Raw genomic sequence first — 15,148 nt, forward strand, 5'->3', positions numbered from 1 at the left:
TGCCGCTCAGGCCGCCAGGGCCGCCATCACCTGGCGCTTGAGGTATTGAAGATTGCTCGGGTCCGCCAGCACGGCCGCGGGCTCTTGCCCGCCCCAGTCTTCTTGGCCATACGCCTGGGCAAGCGCCTCGCGCACCTTCTCTGCCTCTTGCGATACGGCGTCCCGCTCGGCCCTGGTCAGCATCAGGGTGACGCCGTCGCACAGGCGGTGCAGCCGGGAGAACACCAGATGCACGATCAGGAAAACGGCTGCTTTCTGCAGCGCACCCTCTTCGGACGGCAGGGTTTGGGCGTCGGCCTCGACCAGCTCGCGCACCATGCGGCCCAGCTGGGTGGTGCGCCACAAGCGGCGTGCCGTCAGGCTGCCCGTGAACAGGCGCCCGTACACTGAATCTTCCACGGGCTTGACGGCCTTGCCTTCGAGATTGCGCTTCTGCTCCCAAAGCAGGCTGGAGCCGGACATGACCCAGCCGACCAGCGTTGCCCAGTATTTGCCGTCCTTGCTGGCGCAGGCCAGATAGTTGACGGCCTCCTGGGCGGTGAATATCCGCTCGGCAGCGTGCGGGTCCTGGGCGCTGGGCTTGTAGATGTACGTGACTCCGGACGCTTTCAAGGTGCGGCGCCAGTTCTCCTGGTTGTCGTCCAGCGCGATGAAGTCCTGGACGCGGACGGCATTCTGGTTGTTGCGGTATTCGGTCACCCGGTCACCGAAGCCGGCCTGCTCGCCGGACGACTGGATGCACGTCACCAGCACATCGGCAGGATGGGTGTCGTAATGCGCAAGCGGCTGCTGCGCCACGGTTCCAGCGGTCTGCGCGCCGTTGATGATGGAGACGCCTTCCAGCCGGAACCGGCCGCGCCGCCGCTCGGCATCCGTAGCCCCCACGGCCGTGATCCTTTCGCACAGCAAGGTCACGCCGTTGTTGAAATAGACGAAGTTCTCGGGCGCCTCCAGCAGCGTCCGGGTGATTTCGGCGTTGACGCTGGACGAGCCCCGGTATCTGCGTATGTTCTCGCGCACCAGTGCATGATCGTGCTTCTGGTAGAGCTCGGCCAGGTCGCGCACGCGCATCACCCCGTAAAAAGCACGCGTGGGCCTTTCGATCAGGCCGTAGTTGCGCAGCTCGATGACGGTCGGGGGAATCCTCTGCTCCGCCCTTTTCGCCGTGATGGAGTCATGGAAGTCGAAGAGGCCGAACCGGACGAACCGCGCCCTATCGGGCTGCACCAGGTTGAGCCCTTCTTCCACATCGCTGAAGAGCTGGATTCGATCTTCATTCAGTGAGGTGCCCGTGTACACCAGCGCGAAGCGGATGGCATGCGGCCTGTCCATGGCAGAACGGATCTCCGGCACCCTGGCCACCAGCGCCTGATTGAAGCGATCGAACTTGGCGGCGGCGAAGTCCTTCACCCCATCCTTGAACTTGGAGACATCGCCCAAAGAAGGCTCGCCCTTGCCTTCATGGATGTACTTGGACTGCACCAGCCAGAAAACACCCGTGGCGCTGATGTACACCGAATCGATTCCATGGTCGTTTCCGCCATCGATGCTGGCTGCGACGGCCTCCGCCTTGGAGGCGCCTGCATGGGCCATCAGGAAATGGGCGGCCAGGGCCTTGGACAGGAAGTTGCGTTCCCGGTCCATGGGCGCATTGCCTGTGCCGACGATGGCGCCATTGAACTGCGTCTTCAAGAACGCCTGTATTTGCTGCACCTCCAAGGGGCGTGCGTCAGCAGTGACCATCAAATCAGCTCCCATTGAATTTGGAATATTTCCTTGAGCGTCGTGCTAGAAGCCAGGCGGTCTTCCAACTGGTCGATCAAGCGGCTGCGCTGCGCATCGATCTCGTCCTGCCGGTCGAAGATCCTGCGGCGCAACTGGTTGCGCTTGTCTTCCAGTTCGCGCTGGCGCTTTTGCCAGTGCAGCTTTTCTTCCAGCGTGGCCGCCACGCTGGCGGTGCGGCGCACGTCCTTGATCTCACGATCCAGCTCCTTGACTTCGTTTTCCAGGCCCACCTTCAGGTCGTCGGCCCAGGCGTCGAGCTTCTGCACTTCGGCATCGAAGTAGCCCAGGTTGCGGGTGTTCACGGACTGGACCTGTTCGCGCTCCAGCCGCTCCACGTCTTCGGCCAGAGCGGCCGGGGGCTCCATGAACAGGCCGGCCTCCTGCACCTGGGCGGGCAGGCGCAGCAGTTTGTGTACGTCTTCTTCGTGCAGGGGCTGACCGGCATCGGTGATGGCAGCGAGCAGCAGGTAGTCCTCCCGCACGCCCAGAGCGTCGATGGACAGCACGCTCAGGCTGAGCCAGCCCGTTTGCCCGCGCAGGGGCAGCAGGGTGGCAAGCATGGTGCCGTATTCGTCGTAGCTGAACTGAACGCGCGCCGTGGGCAGGGTACGCTGGCGAGCTTGCTGAATCAGCGCTTGCGCCAGCGGGTGCCCGGTGCGGTAGAGGTGGGCGTCTTCGCTGCGGCGGGGTAGCTCGTAGCGGCCTGGGGGCGCGTCGGTGGGCGGCAGGCCGTGGGGCGTTTGGCGCAGGGTAAAGCCTTCGTGGTCAAACTCGGCGTGGCCTTGCAGCTCGGCCTGGGTCAGGTCCATCAGTAGCCGCTCGAACCGGTTGCGAGCGCTGGTGCTTTCGGTCTGCCGCAGCTTGAGCTTGTCTTGCACGGCTTCGTCAAAGTTCTCCAGCAGCAGTTGCCGGGTTTTGAGCATGGCAGCGCTGATCTCGCCCGACAAATCAAGCTGCAGTTGCTGGAACGAGGCTTCGATCTCTTGCGGGTTGCGGCAGGTTTGGTAGATCTCGGCAATGCGGCGTTCAAAGTCCACGCCGCTGCCGATGGTGCCCAGCACTTCGTCGCTGGCCCCAAAAACGCCTTCAAAGAGCTGAAACTTTTGCGCCAGCAGCTCGTACACGCGCTTGTCGGCGGGGTTGCTGTGGTCCACAAAGTTGACCACCACCACGTCGTGCTTTTGCCCGTAGCGGTGGCAGCGCCCGATGCGCTGTTCGATGCGCTGGGGGTTCCACGGCAGGTCGTAGTTGATGACCAGCGAGCAGAACTGCAGGTTGATGCCCTCGGCCCCGGCCTCGGTGGCGATCATGATGCTGGCGGATTCTTTGAAATGCTCGACCAACGCAGCGCGGGTGTCGGCGGTGCGGGAGCCGGTGATGCGGTCAGTGCCCGCGTGGCGCTTGAGCCAGTCTTGGTAAATACGAGTGGCCTGTTCGCTGCTGTTGGTGCCGTTGAAAAGCACGGTTTGGCCTGCGTAGGCGCTTTGCTCCAGCAGGCCCAGCAGATAGTCTTGCGTGCGGCGCGATTCCGTGAAGATGAGGGCCTTGCGCGGCGCGTGCAGGCGCTCCAGCTCGGCAAACGCCTTGCCCAACGCGGTGAGCAGGGCCTGGCCCTTGGCGTTGTCGCGAATGGTGGTGGCCATGCGTTGAAATTCGCGCAGCTCGGCAATCTCATCAGCCACGCTGGCTTTGGGCGAAGATGGCGCCTCACCATCGCTCTCCGACCACTCTTCTTCAGTTTCGTCCAGCGACTCGTAGTCTTTGTCCAGCTCGTCGCTAAGCTGCCCGTCGGCCTTGTCTGCAGGTTCATCACCCAGTTGATCTTGGAGGCGCTGGGCCATGGTGCCCAGCGCGCCACCAATCGCGTAGCTGCTGGATGCCAGCAGTTTCCACAGCACCAAAGAAATCAGCTGGCGTTGCCCTGCGGGCAGCGCGTTGAGCGCAGGGCGGCGCAGGTAGTCAGCCACCATGTCGCGCAATGCCTGCTCTTCTTGCGAAGGGGTGAACGCCTCCACCATGGGGATGCGCTTGGTGTACGAGATGTAGGGCTGCACCTGGCGGCGCAGCGTGCGCATGCACACGTTTTGCAAGCGGTTGCGCAGCTTGGCTACTGTGTCGGGGTTGTTGAGTGCACCGAATTGATCGCGAAAGCTAGCCAAGTCACCAAACACGCGTTCGTCTACCAGGCTGACCAACCCATACAGTTCCAGCAACGTGTTCTGCAGCGGCGTGGCGGTGAGCAGCACCTTGGGAGCATGGGCCAATGCGTCTTTGAGTGCTTTGCCGATGACGTTGCTGGGCTTGTACACGTTGCGCAAGCGATGGGCCTCGTCCATCACCACCAAATCCCATGGCACACGGCGCAAATCGTCGGCCTTGGTCTTTGCAAACTGGTAGGAGCAAATAAGCACGCGGACTTGGTCGAAAGGGTTGTTTTGCCCCTCCTTGCGTTGTTCCTTATAGCTTTTGGCCTCCAGGATCAACGCCTGCAGGCTGAACTTATCTTGCAGTTCCTGGTGCCATTGCTTGCGCAAGTTGGCTGGCGCAATGATGAGGATGCGACGTTTGCGCTCCGCCCAGCGCTGGGCGATCACCAACCCGGCCTCGATGGTTTTACCCAATCCCACTTCGTCGGCCAAGATGACGCCTTGGGAGAGCGGGCTGCGAAAGGCGAACAAAGCGGCTTCGACCTGATGAGGGTTCAAGTCCACGCGGGCATCGACCAGAGTAGAGGCCAGCAGATCAGGAGAGTCGCGCCCGATTTGCCTGGAAAGCAACCAAGCGAAATATTGCGTTTGGTAAGGGGTTTGGCGTGAGGACAAGATGATTCCGGACTCTGGATCGTGGTGATTATGGTTCGACCAAGAAGGCTGGGCACTGAAAACTGCTCGCTCTCATTTTCTGCACCGCCCCCTCTTGAAAACCCGAAACCCGCTGCTAGTTCATGAACCGGAAGCGCGCGGCACCTGGCCCGCGCTCCGTTTCCATCAACGACACCACACGAGGTTTCGCCATGTACCGATCCCTGTTTCCGCGCGACATGTTCGCCGAGATGGATCGCCTGCAGCGCGAGATGCAGCAGGCCTTCGATCTTTCGCCCACCATCCGCGGCGTTGCCCGCAACGGGTTTCCCGCCCTGAACGTCGGGGGGACGCCGCAGTCCATCGAGATCTATGCCTTCGCGCCCGGCGTCGATCCGGGCACGCTGGAAGTGCATCTGGAGCGCGGCCTGCTGACCATCGCAGGCGAGCGCAAGAGCCCCATCGGTGAGGCCGATGCCAAGGCCACGGCGCACATCCACGAGCGCTTCGGCGGCAAGTTCCGCCGCGTGCTCACCCTGCCCGACGACGCCGATCCGGATGCCGTGCAGGCCAGGCTGCGCGACGGCGTGCTGCACATCAGCGTGCAGCGCCGTGCGAGCGCACAGCCGCGGCGCATCGCGATCCAGCAACCCGCATGACCCCCAAGAAGAAAGGACCGACAGCCATGCGCAACGACCTCCAGACTTCGAACCCTGCCCCAGCACAAACACAAGCACCAGCCCAGACCGGCCAGAACGGCGGCGCGGCGCCGCAGGACGGCACGCGCTACGCGGAGGCAACGCTCACGCCACCGGTGGACGTGATCGAGGATGCGGGCGGCATCACGCTCTACGCGGACCTGCCCGGCGTGAGCCGCGACAAGCTCAACCTGCACATCGAATCGGAAACGCTCACGATTGAGGCCGAGTCCGATCTGGCCGTGCCGCAGGGACTCACTTCCAGCCATACGGAGGTGGGCCTGGGCCGGTTCCGGCGGGTGTTCACGCTCAGCAAGGAACTGGACCCCGAACGCGTGTCGGCCGAACTCGCCCAGGGTGTGCTGAAGCTGCGCATTCCGAAAGCGCAGCATGCCCAGCCCCGGCGCATCGAGGTGCAGGTGGCCTGACCGCGAGACCCTGCCCGTCCCACGCCGACGGCTCCACCCAGCAGATTTCGATGCTATTTATTTGATAGCAATATGCCCTAGTGGATATTGCGGTGGAGCCGTTTTTGGCCCAAACCCTGCCGCCGCCGTGCCAGGGAGCGGCGCCCGGCCCTGCGGCGGATGCAAGCCCGCAGCGGCCGAGGCCCCGCTTGCCAGCCATCCCCGCACCCGCACCCGCACCGGCGTGAATCGCGCCCTCGGCCATCAGCCGGGCGCCCCTGCCGGTGCCGCAACGCTCTGCGCATCCAGCGCCAGATAGTGGTGCACTGCGGGCCGCTCCGGCCCCACGTGGTAGCGCAGCGCCTGGGCCTGCAGGTCCGCGTCGGCCCTGGAGACGCGGCCGTGCTGGCGCAGGTGCTCGGCCCACGACTCGACCAGGAACCACTCGATCACGCGGCCCGGCTCGGCGGAGTGTTCCGCCACGCCCCAGGCGTAGGCGCCATCGCGGCGGCGCTCGCGCGCCACGTGCTGCATGGCCTGCAGGAACGCGGGCAGGTCGGGCGTGCGCACGCGGTATTCGATCTGCACCATGACCGGGCCGCGGTCGTGCGCCACGGGCTCGGCCAGCAGCGGCTCGGGCCAGTGGTTGGACGGCTGCAGGTCGGCCTCGCCGGTGGGCAGCTTCACGCGGTGAAAGAGCCACGCCGCCAGCACCAGGCCGCCCGCGCCGGCCAGCAGCGTGGCCGGCAGGCCCGCCTGCCCCGCCACCAGGCCCCAGCCCAGGCTGCCGGCGGCCATGGCGCCGTTGAACACCATGAGGTAGATCGCCAGGCCCCGGCCGCGCACCCAGTTGGGCAGCACGGCCTGGGCCACGCCGTTGAGCGTGGTGAGCGCGATGATCCAGCCCAGGCCCAGCACCAGCATGAGCGCTACGGCGGCCTCGCGCGGCGGCGCCAGGGTGAGCACGGCCATCACGCCCGCGGTGAGCAGCGAGGCCAGCAGCACCAGCCCGTCGGCATCCAGGCGCTTGCGCAGGCGGGGCAGCAGCACCGCGCCGAGGATGGCCCCGGCACCGACCGCGCCCAGCATCACGCCGTAGAAGCCCGCCGTGCCGCCCAGCATGCGCCGCGCCACCAGCGGCAGCAGCGCCCAGACGGAGCTGGCGAACAGAAAGAACACCGCCGCGCGCAGCAGCACCACGTGCAGTTCGCGGCTGGCGCGCGCGTAGCGCAGGCCGGCGCGGAAGGCGCCGAAGAACTGCTCGTTCAGCCCGGTGGGCTCGGCCTTGGGGCGCTTCCACCACAGCAGCGCGGCGATCACGAAGCCGTAGCTCGCCACGTCCAGGCCGTAGGCCGCGGCCGCGCCGAAGCTGGCCAGCAGCAGGCCGCCGGCCGCGGGGCCGATGGCGCGGGCGATGTTGATGCCCAGCGAATTGAGCGCCACGGCGCTTTTCAGCTCGCTGCGAGGTACCAGTTCGGGCACGATGGACTGCCACGTGGGCCCCATGAGCGCCGCGCCGATGCCGCCCACGAAGGTGAGCACGATGAGCGATTCCACGGTGAGCGTGTTCGTGCGCGCCATCACCAGCAGCGTGCCGCTCACGCAGGCCAGCAGCACCTGCACGGCGATCAGAAAGCGCCGGCGGTCCAGGATGTCCGACAGCACGCCGGCCGGGATCGCGAGCAGGAAGATCGGCAGCGTGGCCGCCGTCTGCACCAGCGCCACGGCGGTGGGGTTGGACGACAGCTCGGTCACCATCCACGAACTGGCCACGTCGCGCATGAAGCTGCCGATGTTGCCCAGCACCGTGGCGGACCACAGCACCGCGAACAGCGGCAGGCGCAGCGGCGCGAAGCTGCCCGAAGGTGCGGGCACGGCGGCGGCGGCGGCCGCGGCGGACGGTGAATCGTGTGGGTGATCGTCATGTGCCATGGAGGCCTCCCAGGTCGTGCCAGGCGACGAGCAGCATGCCGCCCACCAGGCCCCAATGTTCGAAGAATGCGTTGGCGGCGCCCCGCCGCTCGGGCGGTGCCACCTGCCAGAAGCGGTCGGCCAGGAACGCCGCCAGCACGGTGAAGCCGGCCAGCGCCAGCGCGCCCAGCCAGCGGTACCAGCCCGAGACGATCAGCAGCGAGGCGCCCAGCTGCAGCGCGATGGTGGCCGCCGCGACGGGCGCGGCGGGCGCCAGGCCGAAACGGCGCATCTCGGCCACGGCGCCGGCGAAGTCGCGCGCCTTGCCGATGCCGCCCTGCAGGTAGGCCGCGCACAGGCACAGCAGCGCGAGCGACTGCACCCAGGGCGCGGTGAAGGCGCCGCGCAGCGCGTCCATTCCGTTCGCCACGGTCACACCGCCCAGCAGGCGCAGCCCAGGGCGCCCCAGAAGCCCTTCAGGTCGGCAATCGGCAGCCGGCTGCTCCAGGCCGTGGCGTGCTGGTGGCCGTGCACGTTGCAATCGTTGGCGCAGGCGCACGCCGCGGCGGCGCGGCGCACCACGGCCTGCAGCGGCGCGCCCTCCTGCGTGCCCCAGCCGGCATAGCCACCGAAGGTGCGCACGGGCGACCAGTCGGGCATGGCGGGCGGCGGTGCCGCGTCGTCGAAGCGGGCGAAATCAGCGGCGCCATACACCACCCTGCCGCCCACCACCGTGAGCAGCGCCGTGGTGTCGGCGATGTCGGATTCGGGGCAGACGAAGAAATCGCGGTCGGGCACGGTCAGGTCCGCCAGCTGGCCGGCCTGGATGCGGCCCTTCTTGCCTTCTTCGTTGCTGAACCAGGTGACGTTCTCGGTCCACAGCCGCAGCGCCGCTTCGCGGTCCAGGCAGTTGCGCTGCGGCGTGATCTGCAGGCCGCCCACGGTCTTGCCCGTGATGAGCCACGACAGCGACACCCACGGGTTGTAGCTGGCCACGCGCGTGGCGTCGGTGCCGGCCGAGACCTTGACGCCCTTGTCCAGCATGCGCTTGACGGGCGGCGTGGCCTCGGCCGCGCCGGCACCGTAGCGCTCGACGAAGTACTCGCCCTGGTAGGCCATGCGATGCTGCACGGCCACGCCGCCGCCCAAAGCGGCGATGCGGTCGATGGACTTTTCCGAGATGGTCTCGGCATGGTCGAAGAACCAGTTCAGGCCGGCCAGGGGCGTGTCGCGATCGACCTTCTCGAACACGTCGAGTGCGCGCTCGATGGTCTCGTCGTAGGTGGCATGCATGCGCCAGGGCCAGCGGTTCTGCGCCAGGATGCGCACCACGCCTTCGAGGTCGTCCTCCATCTCGGGCGCCATGTCGGGGCGTGGCTGGCGGAAGTCCTCGAAGTCCGCCGCCGAGAACACCAGCATCTCGCCCGCGCCGTTGTGGCGAAAGTAGTCCGTGCCCTGCTTGTATTGCGACGTGGCCGTCCAGTTCAGGAAGTCTTCCTTTTCCTGCTTCGGCTTTTGCGTGAACAGGTTGTAGGCCAGGCGGATGGTGAGCTGATCGGCATCGGCCAGTTCCTGGATCACCTGGTAGTCGTCGGGGTAGCTTTGGAAGCCGCCGCCCGCATCGATGGCGCCCGTCACGCCCAGGCGGTTCAGCTCGCGCATGAAGTGGCGCGTGGAGTTGACCTGGTATGCGTGCGGCAGCTTGGGGCCCTTGGCCAGCGTGGCGTAGAGGATGGCCGCATTGGGCTTGGCCAGCAGCAGCCCGGTGGGATTGCCGGCTGCATCGCGCACGATCTCGCCGCCGGGCGGCGCGGGCGTGTCGCGCGTGTAGCCCACGGCGCGCAGCGCGGCGGCGTTGAGCAACGCGCGGTCGTACAGGTGCAGGATGAACACCGGCGTGTCTGGCGCCACGGCGTTCAGCTCGGCGATGGTAGGCAGGCGCTTCTCCGCGAACTGGTGTTCGGTGAACCCGCCCACCACGCGCACCCACTGCGGCGCGGGCGTGACCGCCACCTGACGCCGCAGCATGCCCATGGCATCGGCCAGGCTTTTGACGCCGTCCCAGCGCAGCTCCATGTTGAAGTTGAGCCCGCCGCGGATGATGTGCAGGTGGTTATCGATCAGGCCCGGCAGCGCGCTGCGGCCGTTCAAGTCGATCCGCCGCGTGCCCGGCCCGGCCATCGCCAGCACGTCGCGGTCCATGCCGACGTGGGTGAAGCGCCCCTGCGCGATGGCCACGGCACTGGCCGCGGGGTTGGCGCGGTCCAGCGTGGTGAAGCGGCCGTTGTACAGGATCAGGTCGGGAGGGGTGGGCGGGGTCATGGGCAGGCTTCTTGGGGGATCGGCAATGCGAAGGGTGCGCTCTTTTCAACCCTCGTGGGCGTTGAACATGGCCTTGGCATAGGTGATGCCCAGGCCGTAGCCGCCGCCGAACTTTCTGGCGATGCCGGTCGTCATGTCGTACGTGTCCGTACGCGCCCAGTCGCGTTGCAGCTCCAGCAGATACTGCAGCGCCGTGATGGGTCGCGCACCCGCCTGCACCATGCGCTCCATGGCGCGGTGGTGGGCCTCGGTGGAGATGTCGCCACTCGCATCGGCGATCACGTACACCTCGAAGCCCTGGTCGAGCGCCGACAGCGCCGGGCCCACGATGCACACGCTGGTCCACAGGCCCGCCAGCACGATGCGCGGCTTGCCGATCTCGTTGATGCGGCGGATCACGGCCTCGTCTTCCCAGGTGTTCATCGACGTGCGATCCAGCAGCGCCTGGCCGGGGAACGGTGCGGTCACCTCCTCGAACATCGGGCCGCTGAAGCTCTTTTCCGCCACGGTGGTCAGGATCGTTGACACGCCGAAGCCCGCCGCCGCGCTGGCCACCAGGCCGGCGTTGGAGCGCAGCGTGATCGCATCGATCGAATGCGTGGCGAAGGCCATCTGCGACTGGAAGTCGATCATCACCAGCGTGTGGTCCTGCGGGTTCAGCAGCGTGGCGCCGGGCGTGGCGGTGGCGACGGGCTTGGCGGCGGCGTTGATGCGGGTGGCGGTCATGGCAAAACTCCTGGATGGATCGAGTGAATGGAGGAGAGAAAACAAAAAACGGGGAATCGAAAGACAAGAAAGAAGGCAGGCGGGGCGGCGGTGCCGCCGCCCCTCACCGGTCAGTGCGGCATGGCGGGCAGCTCGTTGGGGCGCAGGTCGAACACCAGCACCTCGGCACCTTCGCCCCTGGCAAAGCGCAGGGCGCCAGCGTCACGGATGCGGGCGCCGTCGCCTTCGGACAGGCGCTCGCCGTTCACCTCCAGGCTGCCGCGGGCCACGTGCACATACACGTTGCGGCCGGGGCCCACGTCCAGCTCGGCGGCCTCGTCGCCATCGAACAGACCGGCATGCACCCGGGCATCCTGGTGCACGGCCAGCGAGCCGTCGGATCCTTCGGGCGAGATGATCAGCCGCAGCCGGCCGCGCTTTTCGGCCTCGCTGAAGTGCACCTGCTGGTAGCGGGGCGTGGCGCCGGTCACGCCGGGCACGATCCAGATCTGCAGGAAGTGCACGGGCTCGTCGGCCGAGTGGTTGAACTCGCTGTGGCGCACGCCGGTGCCGGCGCTCATCATCTGCACGTCGCCGGGGCGGATGACCGAGCCGGTGCCCATCGAATCCTGGTGCTCCAGCGCGCCTTCCAGCACGTAGGAGAAGATTTCCATGTCGCGGTGGGGGTGAGCGCCGAAGCCCTTGCCCGGAGCCACGCGGTCGTCGTTGATGACCAGCAGGTCCGAGAAACCCTGCTGCTTGGCATCGCGGTAGTGGCCGAACGAGAAGGTGTGGTGCGAATGCAGCCAGCCATGGTTGGCGTTGCCACGTTGGTGGGCTTTGCGGATGTCGAGCATGGTGCGTTTCCTTTCGGTGTCTTCGATGAAATTCACACTGTGGGCCTTTTGCCGAAATCGCCTTGATTTAATTGGGCTTCAGTGCTGCGGTGAAGAAAGTATCTCGCGGCAGGCAGGGCCGCAGGTTGAAAGGTTTCACCATTCATCATCGATAATTTCGATGATTCAATTCCTCGCCTGCAAGCCATGTTGAAACTCACCCTCGAAGCCATCGAACTGGTGGACGCCATCGCCCGCCACGGCTCCTTCGCCGGCGCCTCCGAGCGGCTGCACAAGGTGCCCTCCACCATCTCGTACGCCATCGGCAAGCTGGAGGAGCAACTGGGCATCGCCCTCTTCACGCGCAACGGCCCGCGCGTGGCGCTCACGCCCGCGGGGCAGGAGATGCTCAAGGAAGGCCGCTGGCTGCTCACGGCCGCGCACCAGCTCGAATCGCGCATGCGGCAGATCGCCACGGGGTTCGAATCGGAGCTGCGGCTGGTGCACGACTCGCTCATCCCCACCAGCGCGTTCAACCAGGACATCTGCGCCTTCGAGGACCTGCACTGCGGCACGCGCCTGCGCATCGGCTGCGAGGCGCTCACGGGCACCTGGGAGGCGCTGCGCGACGGCCGCGCCGACATCGTCGTGGCGGCGGGCGAAGGCCCGGCCGGCGGCGGCTACAAGGCGGTGGCCGTGGGCAGCCTGGCGTTCGTGTTCTGCGTGACGGCCACGCACCCGCTGGCGCAGCTGCAGCGCCCGATCACCCGCAGCGACCTGTTGGACCACACCGCCGTGGTGGTGGGCGACGGCGCGCGGTCGCTCACCGACCGCACCGTGGGCCTGCAGTCGGGCCAGCGCCGCATCACCGTGCCGTCGATGCAGGCCAAGATCGCCTGCCAGGCGGCGGGCCTGGGCCACGGCTTCCTGCCGCGCGCGTGCATCCGGGTGGAGCTGGAGACGGGGGTGCTGGTGGAGCTGCCGGTGGAGGAACCCCGACCCGACGAAACCTTCTGGCTCGCCTGGAAGCCCGATCACATGGGCGAGGCGCTCAAATGGTGGCGCCAGCGGCTGGACCGGCCGCTGCTGCCGGGCATCCTGCCGCAGTGAGGGCGCCGCCGACTCGGCCGATCACAGCGGCAAGCGTCGCTGCGACGGCCGATTCCCGTCAGGGGGGTGCCAGCCGCTGCGGGAATTTGCGATAGATCTTTTTCAGCACCCAGATTTCTCCGCATTCCAGGACCAACCACAGCGGGAAAAGCGGCATCACCATAAAGATGAAAAACACCCGCAAGGGAAAATAAAGGAGAAAAAACATCCCCACATAAAACCCGTGCCGCGGCTGCTTGTTTTTGATGAAAAACAGGATGAAGACGAGAAAAGCCAGGCCCGAAGTCAGAAGGACGTGGGCGCCCAGCAGCAGATAGGCCATCGCCTTGGGCAAATAATCATGGGCGGCCACCCATTTGGGCAGCAGTTCCTGAAAGGCCGATGCGACCATCGACAGAAAGAACACGAGGATGCCCAAGCCCAGAACGGCGAATGGAATCCAACACGCGTAAGCCATCCATTTCGAAGGGGCCTGCAGTGCTTCGGGACGCGGGTTCTTCATCAATTCCAAATTCTCCTGGGGTCGTATTTCCATGCCGAGGGGTCCAGGGGCACAGGATTCGGCCATGTACCCTGGGGCCACAAATTACCGCCATAGAAGTTTTTGCTGACTCCGGATTCGGTGAAGGCCTTGTCGTGGTACGCATCGATTTCATTGCCTTGCGTACAGCCGTTTTGATCGACCTTGCCCGCGGCCTGCGCCGCCTTGTCCGAGGCGACCAGTTTCCCCCGGATGCTCGTCAAAACCTCGGACTGCTTGAGCGACTTTCCCTGGATGGCGGACTCTGCGACGAGGGCCGTTTTGACCACCGCGTTCACACTCATGTTTTCGCCCCGGCATATCAATGCCCCAGCCGGGTAATAACTGCATTGGGGCTTGCTCTTCGCCATGTCATCGTAGTAGCTGCAAACTGCCGTATCCCCTTTGCCATCGAACGATGGAAGGGACGGCATCTCGATATTGGTCCACTCGAACAGACCCAGCGGATCAATGTACTGAACGGGATTGACCGGATAGGTACTGGGATGCACGCCACCGGATAATCCGATCGGATCCTGCGTGATGTACTGCCCCAGGTGAGGGTCGTAGTACCTGAATCGGTTGTAATGCAGCCCGGTCTCGGCATCGAGCTGCTGGCCCTGCAGCCGGATGCTCTGCTCGATCCGGTGCGGGTTGTATTCCTCCTGCACATCTCCCCAGGCGCCATAGCTGGCCGCCCAGGTGATCTCGCCGGCCTTCTCTCCGTTGCCATCCACCAGCCCGATCGGCGTGCCCAGGTGGTCGCACAGGTAGTGCCGGATGGTGAGCGGGTTGCCCGCTGCCTGGGCCTGCCGCTCGGCCTGCAACTGGCCCACGCTGCCCGCCATGGCCTGCGCCAGATCCTGCGGCATGTGTTTTTGCACCAGGGCCAGTGCCTGCGCGCCGCTGGCGGGGTCCAGCACGGTGTTCAGCGCCGCCTGCACCATCTCCCGCTGCGCCCGCGGCATGGCCGCGAAGCTGTCCGCCGCATCCGTGGTGTCTTCGCCCGGCTCTGCACCCAGGCCCATCAGCATCTGCACCGCATCCTTGGCCCCCTGCCTGCGCTGCAGCTGCAGCAGCGGCACGAAGCTGGCCGGCTCGTACACCGTGTGCCGGATGCCTTGCCCATCCTGCGTGTGCACCAGCCGGTCACCGTCCCAGCCGTAGTGGGTGCTCTCCCGATGTCCTTCGCGGACCACGGCCTTGCCCAGACGCCGCCCGAACGCGTCGTAGCGGTAGCGCGCCACCGGCGTCCAGCCCGGCTCGCCCAGCGCCTGCTCGAACACCGCCGTCAACTGGTGCAGCGCGTCGTACTCCAGCCGCAGCGTGCGCCCATCGGCGTGCTGCGCCTGCACCCGGTTGCCGAAGGCGTCGTAGCGGTACTGCAGGGTGCCCCCCTGCGCACCGGTTCCCGCACCGGCTCCCGCCCCGCCGTTGCTCCAGCCGATGCGGTTGCCCGGCCACTGCTGCACCGGCCCGCCCGCGCGGCCTCGCTCACCGCCCTGCGGCTGCAGCAGATCGAAGCCCGGGTCGTGCAGGTTCTGCTGCACCTGGCTCGCCCAGTCCTGGCGGTCCGCACCCGGGGCCGCGTCCTGGCCCGAGGGGTCCGGCAGCCGGTTGCCCGCCGGATCGAGCCGCCAGCGCCGCTGCTGCACGGCGTCGGCGGCCGCATGCGCCACGCCGATCAGGCGCTGGTGCACGTCGTAGTGGTAGCGCGTGGCATCCAACGGGGTCTGCACGCCCACCAGTTGGCCCAGCGCGTCGTAGGTGTAGCGGCGCACGGACAGGGCGGCGAGCGGGCCCGGTGCCTGCGCCAATCCTGCCGAGGGCAGCCCTTGCCAGTCTTGCTGCAGCAGCCGGCCCATGGGGTCCAGGCGCCGGGTCTGGGTGACTGCGGCATGGACCCGTTGCGCGCCGCCCTCCAGTTGCAGGCTGCGCGCGACCTCCCGGTGCAGCGCATCGCGTTCGATGGCCAGCACCGGGGTCTTGTCCAGCAGCAGCCCGTGCACGTGGCCCGAGCCGTAGGCCAGCCAGTCCAGCTCGCCCAGGCCCT

Annotated in this window: 12 protein-coding genes; 3 read left to right on the forward strand and 9 right to left on the reverse strand. The window is 66.6% G+C overall.

What is annotated here, in order from left to right; all coding sequences use genetic code 11:
- Positions 1–6 precede the first annotated feature (6 nt).
- Both AVME950_RS23675 and AVME950_RS23680 read right to left on the reverse strand, forming a co-directional pair.
- The gene (locus AVME950_RS23675; RefSeq protein ID WP_284431666.1) at positions 7–1,743 is read right to left on the reverse strand and encodes an AIPR family protein; all 1,737 of its coding nucleotides are present in this window, start codon (positions 1,741–1,743) and stop codon (positions 7–9) included.
- A complete protein-coding gene (locus tag AVME950_RS23680) occupies positions 1,743–4,562 on the reverse strand; it encodes an SNF2-related protein (RefSeq protein ID WP_502869450.1) in 2,820 nt (939 codons plus the stop codon). The genes AVME950_RS23675 and AVME950_RS23680 overlap by 1 nt, the downstream gene beginning before the upstream one ends.
- A gap of 236 nt (positions 4,563–4,798) precedes the next feature.
- Between AVME950_RS23680 and AVME950_RS23685 the strand changes: the two genes are divergently transcribed.
- Complete coding sequence (locus tag AVME950_RS23685) at positions 4,799–5,245, forward strand: Hsp20/alpha crystallin family protein (protein ID WP_284431668.1); 447 nt, start codon at positions 4,799–4,801, stop codon at positions 5,243–5,245.
- A 26-nt stretch (positions 5,246–5,271) separates the two neighbouring features.
- Positions 5,272–5,712 (forward strand): Hsp20/alpha crystallin family protein, encoded by a 441-nt coding sequence (locus AVME950_RS23690; RefSeq protein WP_284431669.1) that lies wholly within the window; start codon positions 5,272–5,274, stop codon positions 5,710–5,712.
- A 243-nt stretch (positions 5,713–5,955) separates the two neighbouring features.
- Here AVME950_RS23690 and AVME950_RS23695 read toward each other — a convergent pair whose 3' ends face one another.
- From AVME950_RS23695 to AVME950_RS23715, 5 genes are all read right to left on the reverse strand, one after another.
- Positions 5,956–7,623 (reverse strand): MFS transporter, encoded by a 1,668-nt coding sequence (locus AVME950_RS23695; RefSeq protein ID WP_284431670.1) that lies wholly within the window; start codon positions 7,621–7,623, stop codon positions 5,956–5,958.
- A complete protein-coding gene (locus AVME950_RS23700) occupies positions 7,613–8,020 on the reverse strand; it encodes a DoxX family protein (RefSeq protein WP_284431671.1) in 408 nt (135 codons plus the stop codon). Before AVME950_RS23700 ends, AVME950_RS23695 begins: the two co-directional genes overlap by 11 nt.
- A 14-nt stretch (positions 8,021–8,034) precedes the next feature.
- Positions 8,035–9,924, reverse strand: coding sequence for an amidohydrolase (locus tag AVME950_RS23705; protein WP_284431672.1), 1,890 nt, complete (start codon positions 9,922–9,924; stop codon positions 8,035–8,037).
- Positions 9,925–9,969: 45 nt separating this feature from the next.
- Positions 9,970–10,650 carry a hydrolase gene (locus AVME950_RS23710; RefSeq protein ID WP_284415109.1) on the reverse strand — a complete coding sequence of 227 codons (681 nt, stop codon included), beginning with the start codon at positions 10,648–10,650 and terminating at the stop codon, positions 9,970–9,972.
- A gap of 110 nt (positions 10,651–10,760) precedes the next feature.
- On the reverse strand, positions 10,761–11,486 hold the full coding sequence (locus AVME950_RS23715; protein ID WP_284431673.1) for a pirin family protein: 726 nt from the start codon (positions 11,484–11,486) through the stop codon (positions 10,761–10,763).
- Positions 11,487–11,672: 186 nt separating this feature from the next.
- On the opposite strand from AVME950_RS23715, the gene AVME950_RS23720 reads away from it, so the two are divergent.
- Positions 11,673–12,575 carry a LysR family transcriptional regulator gene (locus AVME950_RS23720; protein WP_272566988.1) on the forward strand — a complete coding sequence of 301 codons (903 nt, stop codon included), beginning with the start codon at positions 11,673–11,675 and terminating at the stop codon, positions 12,573–12,575.
- A gap of 58 nt (positions 12,576–12,633) precedes the next feature.
- On the opposite strand, the gene AVME950_RS23725 is transcribed toward AVME950_RS23720, so the two are convergent.
- Positions 12,634–13,077 carry a hypothetical protein gene (locus AVME950_RS23725; protein ID WP_284431674.1) on the reverse strand — a complete coding sequence of 148 codons (444 nt, stop codon included), beginning with the start codon at positions 13,075–13,077 and terminating at the stop codon, positions 12,634–12,636.
- A partial coding sequence (locus AVME950_RS23730) for an RHS repeat-associated core domain-containing protein (protein WP_284431675.1) occupies positions 13,077–15,148 on the reverse strand: 2,072 nt, incomplete at its 5' end. The genes AVME950_RS23730 and AVME950_RS23725, both read right to left, overlap by 1 nt.

The organism is Acidovorax sp. SUPP950 (assembly GCF_030158935.1).
Lineage (GTDB): Bacteria > Pseudomonadota > Gammaproteobacteria > Burkholderiales > Burkholderiaceae_C > Paracidovorax.

Bases quoted from the DNA above. Each gene is read 5' to 3' on its own strand.
- AVME950_RS23675 (WP_284431666.1), bottom strand. From the start codon at position 1,743: ATGGTCACTGCTGACGCACGCCCCTTGGAGGTGCAGCAAATACAGGCG.
- AVME950_RS23685 (WP_284431668.1), top strand. From the start codon at position 4,799: ATGTACCGATCCCTGTTTCCGCGCGACATGTTCGCCGAGATGGATCGC.
- AVME950_RS23690 (WP_284431669.1), top strand. From the start codon at position 5,272: ATGCGCAACGACCTCCAGACTTCGAACCCTGCCCCAGCACAAACACAA.
- AVME950_RS23695 (WP_284431670.1), bottom strand. From the start codon at position 7,623: ATGGCACATGACGATCACCCACACGATTCACCGTCCGCCGCGGCCGCC.
- AVME950_RS23700 (WP_284431671.1), bottom strand. From the start codon at position 8,020: ATGGACGCGCTGCGCGGCGCCTTCACCGCGCCCTGGGTGCAGTCGCTC.
- AVME950_RS23705 (WP_284431672.1), bottom strand. From the start codon at position 9,924: ATGACCCCGCCCACCCCTCCCGACCTGATCCTGTACAACGGCCGCTTC.
- AVME950_RS23710 (WP_284415109.1), bottom strand. From the start codon at position 10,650: ATGACCGCCACCCGCATCAACGCCGCCGCCAAGCCCGTCGCCACCGCC.
- AVME950_RS23715 (WP_284431673.1), bottom strand. From the start codon at position 11,486: ATGCTCGACATCCGCAAAGCCCACCAACGTGGCAACGCCAACCATGGC.
- AVME950_RS23720 (WP_272566988.1), top strand. From the start codon at position 11,673: ATGTTGAAACTCACCCTCGAAGCCATCGAACTGGTGGACGCCATCGCC.
- AVME950_RS23725 (WP_284431674.1), bottom strand. From the start codon at position 13,077: ATGAAGAACCCGCGTCCCGAAGCACTGCAGGCCCCTTCGAAATGGATG.